General features: G+C 68.9%; 17 protein-coding genes. 11 read left to right on the forward strand and 6 right to left on the reverse strand.

Translation table 11 applies throughout. From position 1 onward, the window contains the following. Nucleotides 1–15: 15 nt before the first annotated feature. On the reverse strand, nucleotides 16–495 hold the full coding sequence (locus MX571_RS06810; RefSeq protein ID WP_247414861.1) for a hypothetical protein: 480 nt from the start codon (nucleotides 493–495) through the stop codon (nucleotides 16–18). A 225-nt stretch (nucleotides 496–720) separates the two neighbouring features. Here MX571_RS06810 and MX571_RS06815 point away from each other — a divergent pair, with 225 nt between their 5' ends. The 3 genes from MX571_RS06815 to MX571_RS06825 all read left to right on the forward strand — a co-directional run bounded on the left by MX571_RS06815 (nucleotide 721) and on the right by MX571_RS06825 (nucleotide 4,793). Then, on the forward strand, nucleotides 721–3,222 hold the full coding sequence (locus MX571_RS06815) for a ribonucleoside-diphosphate reductase subunit alpha (RefSeq protein ID WP_247414863.1): 2,502 nt from the start codon (nucleotides 721–723) through the stop codon (nucleotides 3,220–3,222). 57 nt (nucleotides 3,223–3,279) lie between these two features. Further along, nucleotides 3,280–4,272, forward strand: a complete 993-nt coding sequence (locus MX571_RS06820) for a ribonucleotide-diphosphate reductase subunit beta (RefSeq protein WP_247414865.1) — start codon at nucleotides 3,280–3,282, stop codon at nucleotides 4,270–4,272. Nucleotides 4,273–4,358: 86 nt separating this feature from the next. Then, a complete protein-coding gene (locus MX571_RS06825) occupies nucleotides 4,359–4,793 on the forward strand; it encodes an acyl-CoA thioesterase (protein WP_247418441.1) in 435 nt (144 codons plus the stop codon). A 15-nt stretch (nucleotides 4,794–4,808) separates the two neighbouring features. Here the strand turns inward: MX571_RS06825 and MX571_RS06830 are convergent, their stop codons facing one another. Both MX571_RS06830 and MX571_RS06835 read right to left on the reverse strand, forming a co-directional pair. Beyond that, nucleotides 4,809–6,071 (reverse strand): SPFH domain-containing protein, encoded by a 1,263-nt coding sequence (locus MX571_RS06830; protein ID WP_417341743.1) that lies wholly within the window; start codon nucleotides 6,069–6,071, stop codon nucleotides 4,809–4,811. Between the two features lie 66 nt (nucleotides 6,072–6,137). Beyond that, nucleotides 6,138–6,740, reverse strand: coding sequence for an FAD-dependent oxidoreductase (locus tag MX571_RS06835; protein WP_247414869.1), 603 nt, complete (start codon nucleotides 6,738–6,740; stop codon nucleotides 6,138–6,140). Between the two features lie 52 nt (nucleotides 6,741–6,792). Between MX571_RS06835 and MX571_RS06840 the strand changes: the two genes are divergently transcribed. Beyond that, a complete protein-coding gene (locus tag MX571_RS06840) occupies nucleotides 6,793–7,131 on the forward strand; it encodes a DsrE family protein (RefSeq protein ID WP_247414871.1) in 339 nt (112 codons plus the stop codon). Nucleotides 7,132–7,147: 16 nt separating this feature from the next. Here the strand turns inward: MX571_RS06840 and MX571_RS06845 are convergent, their stop codons facing one another. Beyond that, nucleotides 7,148–8,902 (reverse strand): excinuclease ABC subunit C, encoded by a 1,755-nt coding sequence (locus MX571_RS06845; RefSeq protein WP_247414873.1) that lies wholly within the window; start codon nucleotides 8,900–8,902, stop codon nucleotides 7,148–7,150. A 316-nt stretch (nucleotides 8,903–9,218) separates the two neighbouring features. Between MX571_RS06845 and MX571_RS06850 the strand changes: the two genes are divergently transcribed. The 6 genes from MX571_RS06850 (at nucleotide 9,219) to MX571_RS06875 (ending at nucleotide 13,930) form a co-directional block, all read left to right on the forward strand. Continuing rightward, nucleotides 9,219–9,773 (forward strand): NUDIX hydrolase, encoded by a 555-nt coding sequence (locus MX571_RS06850; RefSeq protein WP_247414875.1) that lies wholly within the window; start codon nucleotides 9,219–9,221, stop codon nucleotides 9,771–9,773. A gap of 85 nt (nucleotides 9,774–9,858) precedes the next feature. Continuing rightward, complete coding sequence (locus tag MX571_RS06855) at nucleotides 9,859–10,164, forward strand: DUF7967 family protein (RefSeq protein WP_247414878.1); 306 nt, start codon at nucleotides 9,859–9,861, stop codon at nucleotides 10,162–10,164. A 178-nt stretch (nucleotides 10,165–10,342) separates the two neighbouring features. After that, complete coding sequence (locus MX571_RS06860) at nucleotides 10,343–11,314, forward strand: ABC transporter ATP-binding protein (protein ID WP_247414880.1); 972 nt, start codon at nucleotides 10,343–10,345, stop codon at nucleotides 11,312–11,314. After that, nucleotides 11,311–12,135, forward strand: a complete 825-nt coding sequence (locus MX571_RS06865) for a DUF2705 family protein (protein ID WP_247414883.1) — start codon at nucleotides 11,311–11,313, stop codon at nucleotides 12,133–12,135. The genes MX571_RS06860 and MX571_RS06865 overlap by 4 nt, the downstream gene beginning before the upstream one ends. Nucleotides 12,136–12,238: 103 nt before the next feature. Then, on the forward strand, nucleotides 12,239–13,033 hold the full coding sequence (locus MX571_RS06870) for an ABC transporter permease subunit (RefSeq protein WP_247414885.1): 795 nt from the start codon (nucleotides 12,239–12,241) through the stop codon (nucleotides 13,031–13,033). A gap of 93 nt (nucleotides 13,034–13,126) precedes the next feature. After that, nucleotides 13,127–13,930: an ABC transporter permease subunit gene (locus MX571_RS06875; protein WP_247414887.1), complete on the forward strand. Its 804-nt coding sequence runs from the start codon at nucleotides 13,127–13,129 to the stop codon at nucleotides 13,928–13,930. A gap of 186 nt (nucleotides 13,931–14,116) precedes the next feature. Here the strand turns inward: MX571_RS06875 and ligA are convergent, their stop codons facing one another. Further along, entirely contained in the window at nucleotides 14,117–16,318 is a 2,202-nt protein-coding gene (ligA, locus tag MX571_RS06880; protein WP_247414889.1) for an NAD-dependent DNA ligase LigA, read from the reverse strand. A 392-nt stretch (nucleotides 16,319–16,710) separates the two neighbouring features. Here ligA and MX571_RS06885 point away from each other — a divergent pair, with 392 nt between their 5' ends. Next, the gene (locus MX571_RS06885; protein ID WP_247414891.1) at nucleotides 16,711–17,883 is read left to right on the forward strand and encodes a pyridoxal-phosphate-dependent aminotransferase family protein; all 1,173 of its coding nucleotides are present in this window, start codon (nucleotides 16,711–16,713) and stop codon (nucleotides 17,881–17,883) included. A gap of 307 nt (nucleotides 17,884–18,190) precedes the next feature. Here MX571_RS06885 and MX571_RS06890 read toward each other — a convergent pair whose 3' ends face one another. Beyond that, a complete protein-coding gene (locus MX571_RS06890; RefSeq protein WP_247414893.1) occupies nucleotides 18,191–19,384 on the reverse strand; it encodes an MFS transporter in 1,194 nt (397 codons plus the stop codon). Nucleotides 19,385–19,426 lie beyond the last annotated feature (42 nt).

The following is a 19,426-nucleotide window of genomic DNA, read 5'->3' on the forward strand; positions in this document are numbered from 1 at the left end:
GACCGAGCAGGCTCGTCAGTCCTCGCCGTCGTCGCCGTCGTCACCGTCGTCCGCGCTGCTCTCCTGGTTCCCGTCTCCGCCGTCGCCGTCGCTGTTCTCGCCGCCGTCGCCGTCGCTGTCCTCGCCGCCGTCGGTCGCGGCCTCGGCCGACCTGATGTCCTCCTCGTCGAGTTCACCGTCGCCGTCGTAGCCGTCGTCGAGCAGTTGCTCGCGAGGCGTCGTCCCCTTGTCGTCGACGTACATGTCGGCGTACCCCTTCTCCATGCGGATGCCGTGCCACTTCACGCCCCACTCGGTGAGGTGGGCGACCGTCTTGTTGGCGGCCTCCCACGGCCGGGCCGTCCAGACGACGATGGTGTGGCCGGCGTCGTACTGCTGGTTCACCCAGTGGACCATCTCCTCGTCCGGGTTCGGGTCGTCCGTCGTGCGGTCGTCCTCTTTCCCCTCGGTCAGCGTCGCGTCGAAGTCGACCGCGATGTGCTTCTGCTCGCTCATCTTCTGTCGAGTGCCTCTCTCGGCCCGTACATGAGTCTGGGGCAGGCGTAGCGTGCAACTGGTTCCGCCCACGCTCAACCGAGCCCGTCCACTAAGACAAATTAAGTTGTACTACTCCAACCAAGCTTGGCAAACTTTATGGACGGTCACGGGCAGGAGGGAGACACGGCAGACGCCGTCTCGGTGTCGAGAGACCGCCGGAGACGGCCAGTGGCGACACTACCCATGAGTCAACACACCACCGACACCGACGAACGCGACGAACTGCGCTCGGTCATCGACCGGGCACGTACCGACCACGAGGCGGTCGTCGACGACACGGCGGCCGCCGAACTCGTCGACGCCGTGGAGCGGAACCTCCCGAGGGACGCGGACGCGGAGACGCGAGACGACGCCCTCGTCGATGCCGCGAGCGCTCGCATCGAGCGGGACCCGGCCTACGAGCGAATCGCGGCGCGGGTCGCCCGCTGGCGCTACTACCGTCGCCTGCTCGGCGAGGTCCCAGAGGACGACGCGGCGCTCGCCGCCGCCTACGGCGAGTCGTTCCGAAGCCACGTCGAACGCGGTATCGCGGCCGAACGCCTCGACCCCCGGATGGACGAGTTCGACCTCGGTGTGCTGGCCGACACGCTCCGGCCCGAACTCGACGAGCGACTGGGGTACGTGGCGATGGAGACGCTCGTCCAGCGGTACTTCCTGCGCGTCGACGACGAGCCCTCCGAACTCCCGCAGGTGTTCTGGATGCGCGTGGCGATGGGCCTCGCGCTGGCGGAGGACGACCCGACGGAGCGCGCCGTCGAGTTCTACGAGGCGATGGCCCGTCTTCGGTTCGTCCCGTCGACGCCGACGCTGTTCCACGCCGGGACGACCCACCCACAGCTCTCGTCGTGCTACCTGACGACGGTCCCCGACGACCTCGACGCCATCTTCGACGCCTACGGCGAGCACGCGAACCTCTCGAAGTGGTCGGGCGGCCTCGGCACCGACTGGACGCCGATTCGCGCCTCGGGGGCGACCATCGAGTCGACGGGCGTCGACTCCACCGGCGTCGTCCCGTTCCTGAAGATATCGAACGACGTGACCGCCGCCATCAACCGCTCTGGGAAGCGCCGCGGCGCGGCGTGCGCCTACCTGGAGTGCTGGCACCTCGACTTCCCGGCGTTCCTCGACCTGCGGCGCAACACCGGCGACGAGCGCCGTCGCACCCACGACATGAACACCGCGGCGTGGATTCCCGACCTGTTCGTCCAGCGGGTGCGAGACGACGGCGAGTGGACGCTGTTCTCGCCCGACGAGGTGCCCGACCTCCACGAGACGTACGGCAGCGAGTTCGTCGAACGCTACGAGGCGTACGAGGAGCAGGCCGACGCGGGCGACATCGAGCAGTTCGAGCGGGTCGACGCCGCCGACCTCTGGCGGACGATGCTTACGCGCCTGTTCGAGACGGGGCACCCGTGGCTCACGTTCAAGGACGCCTGCAACGTCCGCTCGCCGCAGGACCACGCGGGCGTCGTCCGCTCGTCGAACCTCTGTACCGAGATCACGCTCAACACGTCGTCCGAGGAGACGGCGGTCTGCAACCTCGGGTCGATCGACCTCTCGCGGCACGTCGTTCCGGCCAGCGAGGACGACGAACCGGCCGGAGCGGTCGGCGACGCTTCGCCGACCCTCGACCGCGAGCGCCTCGCCGACACCGTCGAGACCGCGATGCGGATGCTCGACAACGTCGTCGACCTGAACTTCTACCCGAGCGAGAAGGCCGAGCACTCGAACATGCGCCACCGACCGGTCGGCCTCGGTGTGATGGGGTTCCACGACGCGCTGACGGACCTCGGCGTCCCGATGGCGAGCGAGGAGGCGGTCGACGTCGCGGGCGAGCTGCAGGAGCGGGTCGCCTACCACGCGATTCTGAACTCCTCCCGACTGGCCCGCGAGCGCGGCAGCTACGAGAGCTACGAGGGCTCGAAGTGGGACCGCGGCGTCTTCCCGCAGGACACCATCGAGCGACTCGAAGCCGAACGCGGCGAGTCGGTCGCCGTCGACCCCGAGGAGTCTCTCGACTGGTCGGCGGTCCGGGAACACGTCGCCGACCACGGGATGCGCAACTCGAACACGATGGCCGTCGCGCCGACCGCCACCATCTCGACCATCGCCGGGACGACACCCTCGGTCGAACCGCGCTACTCGAACCTCTACGTCAAGTCGAACATGTCCGGCGAGTTCACGATGCTCAACGAGCGGCTCGTCGCGGACCTGAAACGCGAGGGCCTGTGGGGCGACGGCATCGTCGACCGGCTGAAGTACCACGACGGGTCGATACAGGAGCTATCGGAGCTCCCCGCGTCGGTTCGGGAACTGCACCGGGGGGCGTTCGAGATAGACCCGCGCCACCAGATCCGCGTCGCCGCCCAGCGCGGCGTCTGGATCGACCAGAGCCAGTCGCTCAACGTCTTCTTCCCCGGAACAGATGGTTCGGTCCTCGACGACGTCTACCAGCGCGCCTGGGAGTCGGGGCTGAAGACGACATACTACCTGCGGACGCTCGGCGCGAGCCAGATAGAGAAGTCGACGCTCGACCTCTCGGAGTACGACGACACGCAGTTCCGGGGCACCGGGCCGGGGGCGGACGGGGACTCGTCTGCCGCCAGCGACGACGCCGACGCGAGCGACGAGTCGGGGAGCGACCTGCCGAGCGTCGAGGACCCGACCTGCGACGCCTGCCAGTAGCGACGCCCGACCAGCACAGCCACCGACCACCACGCAGCACCTCACACCACCGCACACATGCCGATTCTCGACACCGACGGAACCCACGACCCGAACAAGATACTGCCCATCGACTACGACTGGGCGCGCGAGTACTACCAGGCGGGCGTCGCCAACAACTGGACGCCCGAGGAGATTCCGATGGGCGACGACGTCGACCAGTGGACGGGCGACGCCCTCTCGGACGCGGAGCGCCGACTCGTCGAGTGGAACCTCGGCTTCTTCTCGACGGCCGAGTCGCTGACGGCGAACAACGTCGTCCTCGCCGTCTACGACCACGTCACCGCTCCGGAGTGTCGCCAGTACCTCCTCCGACAGGCCTACGAGGAGGCTATCCACACGGACACGTTCATCTACTGCTGCGACTCGCTCGGATTCGACCCCGACCACCTCTACGGGATGTACGACCGCATCCCCGCCATCGAGGCGAAGGACGACTTCGTCGTGGACCTGACCCGAGCGGTCGACGACCCGTCGTTCACCGTCGAGACGACCGCCGACGTGCGCGAACTGCTCCGTGACCTCGTCGGCTTCTACGTCGTGATGGAGGGCGTGTTCTTCTACGCCGGGTTCGCGATGATGCTCGCGCTGAAACGCCAGGGGAAGATGGTCGGCGTCGGCGAGCAGTTCGAGTACATCATGCGCGACGAGTCGCTGCACGTCAACTTCGGCGTCGACCTCGTCGGGCAGATTCGCGCCGAACACCCCGACGCCTGGACCCCCGAGTTCGGCGAGGAGGTCGTCGACCTCGTCACGGACGCCGTCGACCTCGAACGGGTCTACGCCCGCGAGGCGTGCCCGCCGGACGTGATGGGGATGCACCCCGAGAGCTTCGAGGAGTACGTCGAGTACGTCGCCGACCGCCGCCTCGGACAGCTCGACCTCCCCGAGCAGTACGGGACGGACAACCCGTTCCCGTGGCTCTCGGAGTCGGTCGACCTCAACAAGGAGAAGAACTTCTTCGAGACGAAGGTCACGGAGTACCAGAGCGGAGGGTCCCTGGAGTGGTGAGCGCCGACGGTCGAGGAGACGGCGGCCGGGGAGCGAACCTCGCGGCGGTACCCGAGACAGCGACGCTGCTCGACTCGTACACCGAGATGAGCGAGATACTGATGCCCAACCACACGAACAACCTCGGCCGGGCACTCGGCGGGTCGGTGCTCCACTGGATGGACATCTGCGGGGCCATCGCGGCACGGCGGTTCGCCCGCCGACAGGTCGTCACCGTGTCGATGGACCACGTCGACTTCCTCGCGCCCATCACGCTCGGCGACGTCGTCACCGTCGAGGGGTACGTCTTCGAGACGGGCAGAGCGAGCATGGACGTGCGCGTGACCGTCCGCGCCGAGCGCCCGGCAGCAGGAGAGCGCCGTGCCACCGCAACCTCGTTTTTCACGTTCGTGGCGCTCGACGCCGAGGAGTCACCCGTCGAGGTGCCGCGTCTCGACTGTCCGGACGAGCGCCAGCGAGCGCTCAGGGACCGGGCACTGGACCAGCGGACGGCGCGACGGCGGGACCTCGCCGTGGAGTAGCGTCGGGACCGCGACTCAGTTCGATTCGGTCTCGGTCGTCTTCTCGACTGCCTCGTCGACCTCCTCCTCTATCTCGATGGTCGTCATCTCGACGTCGGACTCGATGCCCGCGGCGATGTCCTCGACGTCGTTCAGGCCGAGCATCTCGGTCGTCTCGGCGTCGAACTCGTTCGAGTCGAGCGAAACGGGCATCCCGAGGTCGCTGCCCGAGAGGTGCTTGCCGTAGCGACCGAGCAGCGACGTGAGTTCCTGGGGCAGGACGTACGTCGTCGACGGCGACTTGCCGATGTCGGTCAGCGTGTCGAACCCCTTGTCGATGATGGCGCGTTCGCCCATCGACTCGGCGCTCTTCGCGCGGAGGACGGTGGAGATGGCGTCACCCTGCGCTTCGAGGACCTGCGCCTGCTTCTCACCCTGCGCGCGGATGATGTTCGAGGTCTTCTCCCCCTGTGCTCGCTCGACGGCGCTGACGCGTTCACCCTGAGCCTCCAGAATCATGGCGCGGCGGTGGCGCTCGGCGCTGGACTGCTGTTCCATCGCGTCCACGACGTCGCCGCTGGGCATCACCTCGCGGACCTCGACGGCCTCCACCTCGACGCCCCAGCGGTCGGTCGGCTCCTGCAACTCCTCGCGGATGAACCGGTTGATGTCCTCGCGGCGGGAGAGCGTCTCGTCGAGTTCCATGTCGCCGATGGCCGCCCGGAGCGTCGTCTGGGCGAGGTACGACGTCGCGCGGCGGTAGTGGTCGACGCCGAGGAACGCGCGTTCGGCGTCGACGACGCGGACGTAGACGACGGCGTCGGCGGTGACGGGCGAGTTGTCGCGCGTGATGGCCTCCTGCCGGGGCACGTCGAGCGTCTCCGTGCGCATGTCGAACTGGTAGGTCCTGGAGATGAGCGGGGGGACGAAGTGGAGGCCGGGGTCGAGGAGGCCCTGGTTCGCGCCGAACACCGTCAGCGCGCGCTTCTCGTACGCCTGCACGATCTCGATGGAGTCGATGAGGAGGGCGAGGGCGGCGAGGACGAGGGCGATGCCGAGCGCCGCGAGTCCCGAGACGGGGAGGACGTCTGCGAGACCGGCCGCGGCGACGACACCCGCCACCACGAGGAGGTAGCGACTCCAGCGCGGGACGGGGCGGTCGCCGCCGTCGCCGAACCCGGTGCCGAGGTCCGTCGACCCGGACGTCGACCCGTACGAACGCGAAGACGAGGACTGCGCGGAGGCGGACCTGGAGGAGGAGGACTGGCGTTCCTGCAGGCTCTCTCCCTCGGCCACCATCTGGCCGAGTTTGTAGAAGAGGCTGTCGCGGGACCCACTCATACCCTGACTTTCGTTGACGTACACCTAAGCGTTTCGCGCCGTCGAGTCGTCGCGTCGCCCGAGTCGTCGCCCCACCGTTACGTCTCGGGGCGTATCGAAGTCGTGGAACGGTGCGCGCTCGACCGTCGAGAGGACGTCGAGGGCGGCGGCGGCCCCGTCGCCCGCCGAGATGACCGCCTGCACCTTGTCCTTGCGCGTCAGCCACCCGACGGCGTAGACATCCTCGACGCTGGTCCGGCCGTTCCGGTCGACGAGGACCGTCCCGTCGTGGTCGAGTTCGCAGCGCAGTTGTGCGGCGAGTTCGCGGGCCTGACCCGTCGCGAGGACGAGGTAGTCGGCGGCGTAGGTGCCCGTCTCGGTGACGACCACGAACTCCTCGCCGTCGTCCTCTACCTCGACGACCCGTTCGTCGTGCCGGTGGACGCCGACCGCGTCGGCCTGCTCGCGGGCGGCGTGCAGAAACGCTTCGCCATCCACCGAGTCGATGCCGAGGTAGTTGAGCAGGTGCGCGAACCGGAGCGCCGTCTCGCCCTGGTCGAAGAGACTCGTTTCGAGGCCGTTCTTCGCGGTGAACAGCGCCGCCGACAGCCCGCCCGGTCCACCTCCCACGACGACCACGTGCGACATGCGTGAGGTTCGGTACCGTCGAGCATAAGCCCGCGCTCGACGTGTCTCGGTCATGGACGTCGTGTTCCACAGTTCGAGTGGCGACAGCGCCGACCACAGCCACGTCCTCGCCAACGTCCGGAACCTGCTCGACGACGACACCGTCGCTCTCGACGAACTCGCCGTGGTCCTCAACGGCGAGGCGGTCCGCGCGGTGGTCGCGGGGAGTTTCGTCGCGGACGACGTCGCGACACTCGCCGACGACGTGCGGTTTATCGCCTGCTCGAACTCGCTGGCGACGCGGGACATCGACCCAGGCACGCTGGTCGAGGGCGTCGAACGCGGGAGTTCGGGCGTCGGGACGGTGGCGAAACTGCAGGGCGCGGGCTACCACTACGTGAAGGTGCCGTAGGGAGACGAGAGAACTGCTACAGCCGCTTCTTGAGCGTCTCCGCCGTCTTCGCGCCGACGCCGGGGACGCTCGTCAGGTCGTCGTGACTCGCCGAGCGGACGTTCTCGACGCTCCCGAACCGTCGGAGGAGTCGCTGTCGCGTCTCCGGTCCGACGCCGGGGACGTCGTCGAGGACCGTCTTCACCTCGTCGCGGACCTGCTGGTGGTACTGGACGGCGAAGCGGTGGGCCTCGTCGCGAACCCGCTGGAGCAGGTGGAGGTGGCTGGCGTCGCTCGGCCAGTCGAACTCGCCGTCGGGCGTTATCACCAGCTCCTCGCGCTTGGCGAGGCCGACGGCAGGGACGTCCCACCCGGCGTCCGCGAGCGCCTCGCGCGCCGCGTCGAGTTGTCCCCGCCCGCCGTCGATGAGCAGGAGGTCGGGCGTCGGACGCTCGTCTCGGCCCTCCACGGCGCGGGTCGCCCGCCACGAGACGAGGTCGTACATGTTCGCGTAGTCGTCGTTGACCTGTTCGAGGCGCTTGCGGCGGTAGTCGGACTTCTCGGGTGACCCGCCGACGAAGGTGACGTCCGACCCGACGACGGCCTTCCCCTGGGCGTGGCTCACGTCGAACCCCTCGATGCGCTCGACGGGGCCGAGGGCCGGGAACGAGCCGCGAAGCGCGTCGCGCAGGTCGCGGGCCTCGTCGCGCATCCCGACCGCGGTCCGGGCGTTCTTCAGCGCGAGGTCGACGAGCGTCGCCTCGCGGCCCGTGCCGGGCACCCGGACGGCGACGCCCTCGCGTTCGAGCCAGTCGGTGACCTCCTCGCCGTCCGGCCGCTCCGGCAGGAGGAGCGCGTCGGGCAACTCCCGCTCGGCGTAGTACTGCGGGACGAACGCCGAGAGCACCGTCGCCACCGCCTCGTCGGCGTCCGGGGCGTCCATGACGTGGCGCTCCCGGTCGACCAGCTGGCCGCGCTCGCTGCGCAGGCGGGCGACGGTCGCCCGGTCACCCTCGACGGCCACCCCGAGCACGTCGACGGTCCGCTCGCCGCCGCCGGGACCGCTGACGGCCGCGCTCGCACCACCGTGGAACGCCTCGACGGCTTCGAGGCGGTCCCTGATGTTCGCCGCTCGCTCGAAGTTCTCCTCCTCGGCGGCCTCCTCCATCGCCCGCCGGAGCGGGTCGGCGAGCACGCCCGTCTCGCCCTCGAAGAAGCGGTTCACGGACTCCACGTCCGCGAGGTAGTCCGCCTCCCCGATTTCGCCCGTACACGGCGCGGTGCAGAGGCCGATGTCGTGGTCGAGACACGGCCGCTCGCGCCCGCTGAACTTGTGGTCCGAACAGCCCCGGACGCCGTACGTCTCCCGGAGCGCCTTCACGACCACGTCGACGCGGCCCTTGTCGGTGTAGGGGCCGTAGACGGTCGCCGAGTCGTTCGGGTCCCGGGTCACCTCGATGCGCGGGAACTCGTGGTCCGTGAGCTGAACGAGCGGGTAGGACTTGTCGTCCTTCAGGCGGACGTTGTAGCGGGGCTGGTGGCGCTTGATGAGGTTCGCTTCGAGGAGGAGCGCCTGCGTCTCCGTGTCCGTCATCGCGAAGTCGACGCTCGCCGCGCTCTCGACCATCCGGCGAATCCGCATCGAGCGCGGGTCGGCGTACGACCGGACGCGGTCGCGTAGCTCGACGGCCTTGCCGACGTAGAGTACGGTTCCGTCGTCCTGCAGAAACTGATAGACGCCCGGTTCCCGTGGGAGGTCACCGGCGCGCCGGCGCACCGCAGTCCCGTCCATCCGTCTCGACTCACGGGCCCGAGGGGTAAGAGGGTGACGAGTCGCTAGCAGGATTGGCGTGGGGTGAATCAGAAGGCTATGGATCCGAGGCATCTGGTGACGACACCTCGAAAGCCCCCGTGTTCTCGTCGCCTACGACTCGCTGCGCGCGCTCAGTCGCTGCGCTCCCTCGCGTGCTTACGTCGTCACCAGAAGCCGTCGGCTTCTGGCTGGCTCGGCCCCTTTCGAGGTAGTCGCAGCAGTGTCTCTCACAGGTACGAATCCCCAGACTGCCAGCGGCCCAATCGCTTTGTCGAATCCACCAGTCGAGCGACGCATGGACGACCCGACCGAGAATCACCGAACGAAGCCACCAGACTGGACGGTCCAGTGGTCGCGGTCGGTCGGCACCGACGCGACCACCGTCGGGTACGACCGCCTGACCAGACCGGACGGCGAGACGACGGGTCGCGGGTGGGTCGACCGTCGCCCCTCCGTCGCCGTCGTCGCGCGGTACGAGGGGCAGGTCGTGTTCGTCGAGGAGTACCGCCCGCGACTGCGCGAGACGGTGTTGACGTGTCCAATGGGCGGTGTCGAGGGCGATGAGTCGCTGGTCGAGGCGGGCCGCCGGGAACTCGGAGAGGAGACGGGGTTCACGGCCGGGAACGTCGAGCTGCTGTCCGAGCACTACCCCGTCGCGTGGCTCCGGTCGACGCGAGGTGTCGTCTTCGCCGACGACCTCGCGCCCGGCGAGCAGCGTACGGACGACGACGAGTTCGTGGACGTCCGCCTCGTCCCCGTAGAGGACGCACTCGACCGGGCACGCGAGGGGTCGCAGACGGCGTGGACGCTCCTCCCGCTGTTGCTCGCCCGCGAGAAGGGCTTGCTGTGAGGAATCGCGTGGTCCGACGGTGTTCGGTGGGTCGCCGTCGCCGGGAGCCCACAGCTACAAACGACCGCTGTGTGTAGCGCCGAGCATGAGCGAGGACGCGACGGGCGGGGGAGCGACCGACGGAGCGGACGACGAGACGGTCCAGCTGTGGCTCGCCGAACGCGACTACGACGACCGGAACCTCGTGACGCTCGTCTACGCGACGCCCGACGGCGAGCGCTACCAGCGCCACGAGCGCTCGGCACACCTCCTCTCCCGCCAGGGCGTCAGCGCCGCGACGGCGGCCGACCCGTCGGACCTCGAACCCGTGGACGATGAGGAGACGCGTGACCGGTACGCGGGAGAGGTCGACCGGATGCGCGAGCGCCACGACCCGGACGACGACGTCTGAGCGGCCCCATCTCAGTGGCCCGTCTGAGCGGCCGACCGCTGCGAAGTCCGGCGGGGACGACCCGTCGCGGTGAGCCGCCGGTCCTGTCGGAACCGTCACAGCTGTGCGCTCGAAGTAGGGATGTCAACAGTCCTCGGAGTAGCAACGGTTATGAAGAGAGACTCACAATCCTGCGCGTATGCCCGCTATAGATGTCAACGGCGTCACAAAGCGATTCGGTGGCGGCGTCACGGCCCTCCGAGATCTGGACCTGACGGTCCACGAAGGGGAGATATACGGCTTCCTCGGCCCGAACGGCGCCGGGAAGTCGACGACCATCAACATCCTGCTCGACTTCATCCGCCCCACCGAGGGGTCGGCGACGGTGCTCGGGATGGACGCGCAGGCCGACTCGAAGGCCGTCCGGCAGCGCGTCGGCGTCCTCCCCGACGCCTACCACGTCTACGACCGACTGACGGGTCGGCAGCACGTCCAGTTCGCCATCGACTCGAAGGAGACGGGCGAGACGCCCGACGAGATGCTCCAGCGCGTCGGTATCAGCGAGGCCGCCGATCGGAAGGCCGGTGGCTACTCGAAGGGGATGACCCAGCGGCTCGTGCTCGCGATGGCGCTGGTCGGCGACCCCGACCTGCTCGTCCTCGACGAACCGTCGACGGGGCTGGACCCGAACGGTGCCCGCGAGATGCGCCGCATCATCCAGCAGGAGAACGACCGCGGGACGACCGTGTTCTTCTCCAGCCACATCCTCGAACAGGTCGAGGCGGTCTGTGACCGCGTCGGCATCCTGCGCGACGGCGAACTCGTCGCCGAGGACACGATGGAGAACCTGCGTGCGAACGTCGGCTCCGGGTCGACGCTCACGGTCACCGTCGATCAGCCCAACGACCGCGCGGTCGAGGCCGCGAGCAACGTCGCGGGCGTCACCGACGTGACGGTGCAGGGCACCGCCATCGTCGTCTCCATCAACGACGCCTCGAAGACGGAGGTGCTCACGGCCATCGAGAACGCTGGCTGTGAGGTCGAGGACTTCACGACCGAGAAGGCGTCGCTCGAAGAGCTGTTCGCCGCGTACACCGAGGGTGGCCGCGACGGGCTCCGCAACGGGGTGGCGACGTCCGGCCAGACGAGCGAGACGGAGGCCCAGCGATGAGCTGGACCGCCGTCGCGCGCAAGGACTTCCAGGACTCCATCCGCGTCAAGTGGTTCTGGGCGCTCGCCGCGCTGTTCGTCGTCTTCGCCGGCGGGGCGGCGTACCTCTTCGCCGAGGTGATACAGACGGGTGGCGAGGCGACGGGTCTCGGGTTCATCGCCCTCCTCAGCAGCGCGACCGGACTCCTCGTCCCCATCATCGGGCTGATGCTCGGCTACAAGACCATCGCCGGCGAACGCGAGTCGGGCAGCCTGAAGCTCCTGTTGAGTCTCCCGCACACCCGCGCGGAGGTCGTCGCCGGGAAACTCGTCGGCCGAAGCATCGTCATCAGCATCGCCATCCTCATCGGCTACGCCGTCGCGGTCGCCATCGGCCTCGCGCTGTTCGCCGAGTTCGTGGTGACCGACTTCCTCATCTTCACCGGGCTGTCCATCCTGCTCGGGTTCGCGTGGATCGGCATCTCGCTGGGTCTGTCGACGGCGACCGCGAGTACGTCGCGCGCGGCAGCCCTCGCGTTCGGCTTCTGGATGGTGTTCGAGTTCCTCTGGGGGCTGCTCGTCTCCCTGCTCGTCTGGGCGTCCAACGGCTTCAGCGGTGGGCTGTTCATGACCTCGATGCCCGACTGGGCGCTGTTCCTCAACATCCTGCCCCCGACGGCCTCGTTCAGCAACGCCAACGGCGTCATCTCCGAGGTGCTGGGGACCAGCGGCCAGAACGCTCCCTGGTTCACCGAGCCGTGGTTCGGACTGGTCGTGCTGCTCGCCTGGATCGTCGTCCCGGTGGCGCTCGGCTTCCTCCGGTTCCGCAGCAGCGACCTCTGAGCGCGGCCAATTCCCACGCCCGCAGATACGTTTTTCACGCGACGGTCCCGACCGCCGATATGATTCGAGTAGCGAACTGTCTCTCGACGGGAGGCGGCGACGGATGAGCGGCTGGCAGTCCGTCGCCCGGAAGGACTTCAACGACGCGCTCCGGTCGCGGCGGCTGTTGACGCTGGTCGTCGCCTTCGTCCTGTTCGTCGTCGGCACCGAGTACCTGCTCGTGGAGGTGCTCGGGGGTGACGTCACGTCCGCCGACGCGCTGGTCGGGTCGCTCGTCGGCCCGACGGTGGTGCTCGTCCCGCTCATCGGCCTCGTGACGGGCTACCGGTCCATCGCTGGCGAGCGGGAGACGGGGAGCCACAAACTGCTGTTGAGCCTGCCGCACTCGCGGCGCGACGTGGTCCTCGGGAAACTGCTCGGTCGGAGTCTCGTCGTCGGCGTCGCTATCGTCGCCGGGTTCGTCGCCGGGGGCCTCCTGGCGTTCGGACTCATCGGCGGGTACGAGGTGACGCCGTTCGTCCTCTACTTCCTCGTCACCCTCCTGTACGCGACGGCGTTCGTCGCGCTCGGCGTCGGTATCTCGGCGGTTACCGGGTCGACGAGCGTCGCCGTCATGGCGAGTTTCGGCGCGTTCGTCCTGTTCCAGTTCCTCTGGCTGTTCGTCGTCGGCCTCGTCCGGACCGAACTGTTCCCGAACGCCTCGGCCGCCGTGTTCGAGGTGACGCTCCGCCTCAGCCCGCTCATCTCCTACGGCGTGAGCCTCGACGCTTTCGTCATGGGCGGCGCGGGCGGCCCCGAGTTCTACCAGGGGGGCTGGTTCGCGCTGTTCGTGCTCGTCTGCTGGGTCGTCGTGCCCCCCGCGCTCGGCTACCTCAGATTCCGCAGCGTCGACCTCTGAACAACTCCGACCACCTACACTTTTGCCAGGCCGGCCACCACGGTCGGGTATGGTCCCCACACGAAACCGCCCCGCCAGCGGAGGTGGACGGCCGTGAGTGGCTGGCAGTCGGTCGCGAAGAAGGACGTACAGGACGCCGTCCGGTCGAGACGGTTACTGGCACTCGTCGCCCTCTTCGTCCTGTTCATCGTCGTCGGTGAGTACCTCATCGCCGAGGTGTTCATCCCGTCCGGTCAGGAGGTGACCGCGGACAACGTCCTCGGAAGTCTCATCGGCGCGACGGTGCTGCTGGTTCCACTCATCGGCCTCGTCAGCGGGTACAAGGCCATCGCGGGCGAGCGCGAGAGTGGCAGTTACAAGCTGCTGCTGACGATGCCCCACTCGCGGCGCGACGTGGTCCTCGGCAAGTTCCTCGGCCGCGGCGCTATCGTCGCGACGGCCATCGTCGCTGGGTTCGTCGCCGGTGCCGTCGGCGTGTTCGTGCTCGCGGGGAGCTTCGACGTCGTTCAGTACGCGGTGTTCTTCGGCATCACCCTCCTGTACGCGCTGGCGTTCGTCGGTCTCGGCCTCGGCATCTCGGCTGCCACCGGGTCGACCAGTATCGCCGTCATGGCCGGGTTCGGCGCGTTCGCCTTCTTCCAGTTCCTCTGGGTGTTCCTCGTCGGGCTGGTGAACGACGAACTGTTCCCGAACTCGAACCCGGAGCTCCTCGAGGCGCTGTTCCGCGTGAGCCCGCTCATCTCGTACAACCGGGCGATTTCGTCGTACGTCTCGCGGGCAGGCGCGGGCGACGCGCCGTTCTACCAGCACGGCTGGTTCGCACTCCTCGTCCTCGCGCTGTGGGCCGTCGTCCCGCTCACGCTCGGCTACCTCCGATTCCGCAGCGTCGACATTTGAGCGGGTCTCACGGCTCCGAACCTTCTTCACCGAGAACGCGGCCAGCGGCACCGTGACCTGACCATCGACACCGGACGGTCAGCGGGTGCGGGGCACACCCCCCGGCGGCGGGAGCCGTGCGACGACCCGTCCGGTGAGCGCGTGCCGTCGCCTGTTCGCCCATCCGCACGTCACCAGCAGCCTCGGCTACGCCTCGCCGTCGACGTCGATACCGTACTCTTCGCGGAGCAGGTCCTCGAACTCCGCCTGGGAGAGCACGGGGACGTCGTTGGCGTCCGCGTCGTCGAGTTTCGACTGGCCCGCGCCCTCGGCGGCGACGAGGTAGTCGGTGTTCCCCGAGACGCTGGAGGTGGCGTTCGCGCCGTAGCGTTCCACGAGGTCCTGCGCCTCGCCGCGCGTCAGCCCGTCGAGCGACCCCGTGAACACGAACGTCAGCCCGTCGAGTGCCGCGCCCGTCTCCACGGCCACCTCCTGGGGAGAGACGCCGTGCTCTCGGAGTGCCGCGATGACCTCGCGGTTGCGCTCGCTCCCGAAGAACTCGCGTATCTCGTGGGCGACCGTCTCGCCGACGTCGTCCACCTCCCGGAGGGCTTCCTCGTCGGCCTCCATCACGGCGTCGAGCGTGCCGAAGGTCCGCGCCAGCGAGCGGGCCGTCGTCGGCCCGACCTCGGGGACGCCGAGCGCCGTCAGGAAGTCGTCGAGCGGTGGCGCTTTCGCGGCCTCCAGTTCGTCACGGAGGTTCCTGGCGCTCGTCTCGCCCCACCCCTCCAGCTCCGCCAGGTCCTCCTCGTCGAGGTCGTAGAGGTCCGGGATGGACTCGACCAGTCCCGTCTCCACGAGCTGGTCGAGTTTCTGCTCGCCCAGTCCCTCGATGTCGAGGCCGCCCCGCGAGACGTAGTGCTCGATGGCCCGCCGCAACTGGGCGGGACAGGCCAGTCCGCCGGTACAGAACGCCAGCGGCCCGTCGTGTTCGACCGCCGAGTCACAGACGGGACAGTGCTCGGGGAACTCGAAGTGCCCGTCGGCGTTGTTCTCGACCACCTCGGCCACGTAGGGGATGACGTCGCCCGCCCGCTCGATGCGGACCTTGTCGCCGACGGCGACGCCGAGGTCGCGTATCTGGTCGGGGTTGTGGAGGCTCGCCCGCGAGACGGTGACGCCCGCCACGTCGACCGGGTCGAGCAGCGCGACCGGCGTCAGCCGCCCCGTTCGCCCGACCTGTACGACGACGTCCCGCAGAATCGTCTCTTCCGTCCGTGCGGGGAGCTTGTACGCGTAGGCCCACCGCGGCGCACGCGAGGTGCTGCCGAGGCGGTCGCACTGCGCCAGGTCGTCCACCTTGATGACCGCACCGTCCACCTCGTAGTCCACGTCGTCGCGGTCCGCGACGAGATCGTCGCGGTAGTCGATGGCCCCCTCGATGTCGTCGACGAGCGCCGTCCGGTGGTTCGTCTTCAGCCCCCACTCGGGGAGCCGGTCCTGCCGCCCATGTTGGGTCTCGAAGTCGTACGTGGAGTCGAGCACGTCGAAGAAGAAGCAGTCGAGCGGCCGTTCGGCGGTCACGGAGGGGTCGAGCTGTCGGACCGTCCCCGCCGTCGCGTTCCGGGGGTTGGCGAACGGGTCGTCGCCGCGTTCGACGCGTTCCCGGTTGTACTGCTGGAACGCCTCGCGGGGCATGAATATCTCGCCCCGCACGGCGAGGAACCCCGGGTAGTCGCCCGTGAGTCGCAGTGGTATCGAGCGTATCGTCCGGACGTTCGCGGAGATGTCGTCGCCCTTCTCGCCGTCGCCGCGCGTCGTCGCCCGGACGAATCGGCCCTCTTCGTAGACGACTTCGACGCTCACCCCGTCGAACTTCGGTTCGCAGAAGTACTCGACCTCGCTGGTCGTCTGGGGGGCGCTCTCGTCGTAGTCCGTGAGCGAGGCCTGCCCGTCGCTCCCGCCACTGTCTGTCCCGTCATCTTCGCCGTCGTCACTTCCGCTGCCCCCTCGCGACAGGCCGAGTCGGTCGTGGACGCGCCGGTCGAACTCCCGGACGTCCTCGACGTCGCCGCTAGAGTCGATGGAGCGCATCGGCGCGACGTGCTCGACGGTGTCGAACTCGTCGAGCGGTTCCCCTCCGACGCGCTGGGTCGGCGAACCGTCGGTGTCGATGTCGAACGCCGATTCGAGGGCCTGCAGGCGAGAGAGCAGAGCGTCGTAGTCTCGGTCCGGGATGACCGGGTCGGCGTCGCGGTAGTACAGTCGGTCGTGGTACCGGAGCGCCTCGCGCAACTGCGCGGCCTGCTCGCGGGCCGTCTCGTCGTCGATGTCCTCCACCGGGTCGAACTCGGTGGCGGGGTCCTCCACGTAGGGGTTGTCGGGAGCCTCCCGAGCGTCCGCACTCATTGGACGTGGCTTGGTGGTAGGCGGTAAAAATCCCGCTTCTTTCCGGCTAGGAGTCGGTGGCCGGGACAGAGCGGGTTGCTTCACGGCAGGAGCCGCAAACACCCCGAAAGCCCCGGCACTCTGGTGGTCGCCGGGCGGCTCCGCCGCCCGGCTGCAAGCGATTCCTTCGGAATCGCCCTGCCTGCAACTCGCTGCGCGCTTCGCTCGCTCCACTCGCTCCAGTGCTTGCTTCGTTTCGGCTCACCAGAGTGCCGCCCCTTTCGAGGTGGTCACAGTGCCGTCCTCGGGGACCACCTGGAAAACACAGACGTACCAGACCAAATGTCAAAGCAATCCTAGGCGAGGTTTGCGAGTGAGCAGACGTTTATCCGCTCGCCGTCCAACCCCCCACCATGTCCGACGACTTCCTGCTGCTCAACCCCGGTCCCGTGCCGCTGTCGGAACCGGTCCGAGCGGCGATGGACGCGCCGATGGTGTCCCACCGCTCGGCGGAGTTCGAAGCGACCTACGAGCGCGCACAGGACGGCCTCGACGAGATATTCACCGCCTCGACGCCCTCGGGGGAGTCGACCGGCGAGGGCACCTCGCTCATCCTCAACGGGACGGCGACGATGGGGATGGAGATGGCCGTCTCGAACCTCGTCGACCCGGACGACGAGGTGGTGTCGCTGGTCAACGGGAAGTTCGGCCGCCGGTTCGCCCGCATCGCCGAGCGCTACGCCGACGTGACGCGTGTCGAGGCCGACTGGGGCGACTCGCTCGACGTGGACGCCGTCGCGGAGGCCATCACCGACGACACCGCGCTGGTGACGCTCGTCCACAACGAGACGTCGACGGGTCTGCTCAACCCCGTCGAGGCGGTGGGCGACCTCGTCGCCGAGCACGACGCGCTGTTCGTCGTCGACGGCGTGACGAGCATCGGCGGTGACGAGTTCCGTATCGACGACTGGAACGTGGACGTCGCCGTCACGGACGGGCAGAAGGCGCTCGCCGCACCGCCGGGTATCAGCGCCGTGTTCGTCACCGACCGCGCCGCCGAGCAGGCGGACGGCGAGCGCGGGCCGTTCTACTCCGACGTGGAGTGGCACCTCCGGAAGGCCGACCAGCACCAGACGCCGTTCACGAGCGCCGTCCCGCTGTTCCGGTCGCTCGCGGTGGCCGTCGAGGAGATCCACGACGAGGGGATGCCCAACCGCATCGAGCGTCACCGCCGCCAGTCGGAGGCGTTCCGCGAGGGGTTCGCGGCGCTGGGGCTGGAGGGGTTCCCGGAGGTGAGCGGTCCGACCGAACTGTCGAACACGCTCACCGCCATCTCGCTGCCCGAGGCGATTCGCGGCGACGAGTCGAGCGCCTTCTTCGACGCCGTGAAGGAACGCAACGTCAGCATCTCGGGCGGGCAGGCCCACCTCGGCGGCGACATCTTCCGCGTGAGCAACATGGGCAACCTCACCGCCGACCAGATAGCACGCGGCGTGCGGACCGTCGGCGAGGCACTCGGTGACGTGGGCGTCGACTGCGACCCGGACGCGGGCGAGGCAGCGGTCCACGACGTGCTCGACGACTGAGCAGTTCAGTCCCTGGCGAAGGGGTCGTCCTCGCGGCACCCGTCCCACTCGCTGTCTCCAGTCGGAACGCGTAGAATCGCCGTGAACCAGTCGCTCGGCAGGTGAAGAGAGCGGTCGGAGTACACGACACGAGTCGACGGCACCGACGGGTTCGACGCTCGACCGCTACGGTCAGTCCACGGCACCTGCCAAAGTCGGTTTCGAAGTCGGACGGGGCCGGTTGCGAGCGGACACGTTCGTGGGCGGACGGTTCACGAACCGTCGCTTCAGTTCGTCGCGTCTGGTCGTCGTCCTCGGGCCGTTGCTCTCAGGCCGTCGCACGTGGCCTGTCGAGGTCGAGTCGTGTGAGTGCTGGGAGCGCCGCCAGCGCCAGCGCGACTTCGAGGCCGCCCACGACGACGAACGCGAGGGTGTAGCTGAACTCGCTCGCCAGCACGCCCCCGACGACGATACCGACGAGGAAGCCGAGCGACCCGACGACGTTGTACCCGCCCATGGCGACGCCCCGTTCGTCGGACCGGGCGAGGTCGGTGACCAGCGCCATCGTCGCGGGCGCCATGAACGCCCCCGTGACGCCCGTGGCGACGAGCGCGAGCGCGGCCAGCGGGACGGTCGGCATGAACACCACGCTCACGACGACGACGCCGTACAGCGTCGACCCGAGCGCGATGGGGATGCGCCGACCGATGCGGTCGGAGACGACGCCCATCGGGTACTGGAGGAGGGCGAACGGCGCGAAGAAACAGGCGAGGACGAGGCCCGTGGTGGCGGCGTCGAGCGCGAACTCCTCGCGGAGGTAGACGGTGCCGACGAGCGCGAAGAACCCCGCCGTGAGGCGGTCGATGAACCCGAAGGCGTAGGGGAGCGCGAACGCCGGGCGGTCGCGGGTCAGCGAGAGCGCCGCGAGCAGCGTCTCCTCGCGGTCGCCCGCCTCGGGAGCGGGCGTGTCGCCGCGGACGAGGAGGACGACGAGGCCGGCGAGGGCGAGCAGCGCGGCGGCGGCGACGACGGGTGCGAGCGGGTCGACGCCGGTGAGGCGGCCGCCGACGGGTGCGCCCATCGCGGTGCCGAGACCGATGGCGATGCCCGCGGCGCCCATGTTGCGGCCGTGACCCCCCTTCAGGTCCATCAGGGTCGTCATCGCCAGCGAGAACGCGCCGATGGTGAACGCGCCCTGGACGAACCGGACCACGAGGACGGTTCCGAACCCGGTCCCCGACGGCAGCGCGGCGAGGACGAGGTAGCCGAGTGCGCCGCCGAGTGCCCCGGCCGTTATCAGGAGTATCCGCCGCCCGAGGCGGTCGGAGAACGCGCCCCACACGCCGGCGAACAGCACGAACCCGGCGAACTCGCTGGCGAGGAACCACGTGCTCGCGTCGAGGTCCGTCTCCGCGCCGAGTGCCCCCACGAGGTCCGTGATGCCCGGATACAGCAACACCTGCGCGAACAGTACCGCGAAGACGGTTCCGGCGAGGACGACGCGAGCGCGACGGGTGGACACGGTGGACGTAGGGCCTGCCCCCATCTAACGGCGTCGGATAGC

Source organism: Halomarina salina (genome assembly GCF_023074835.1).
Taxonomy (GTDB): domain Archaea; phylum Halobacteriota; class Halobacteria; order Halobacteriales; family Haloarculaceae; genus Halomarina; species Halomarina salina.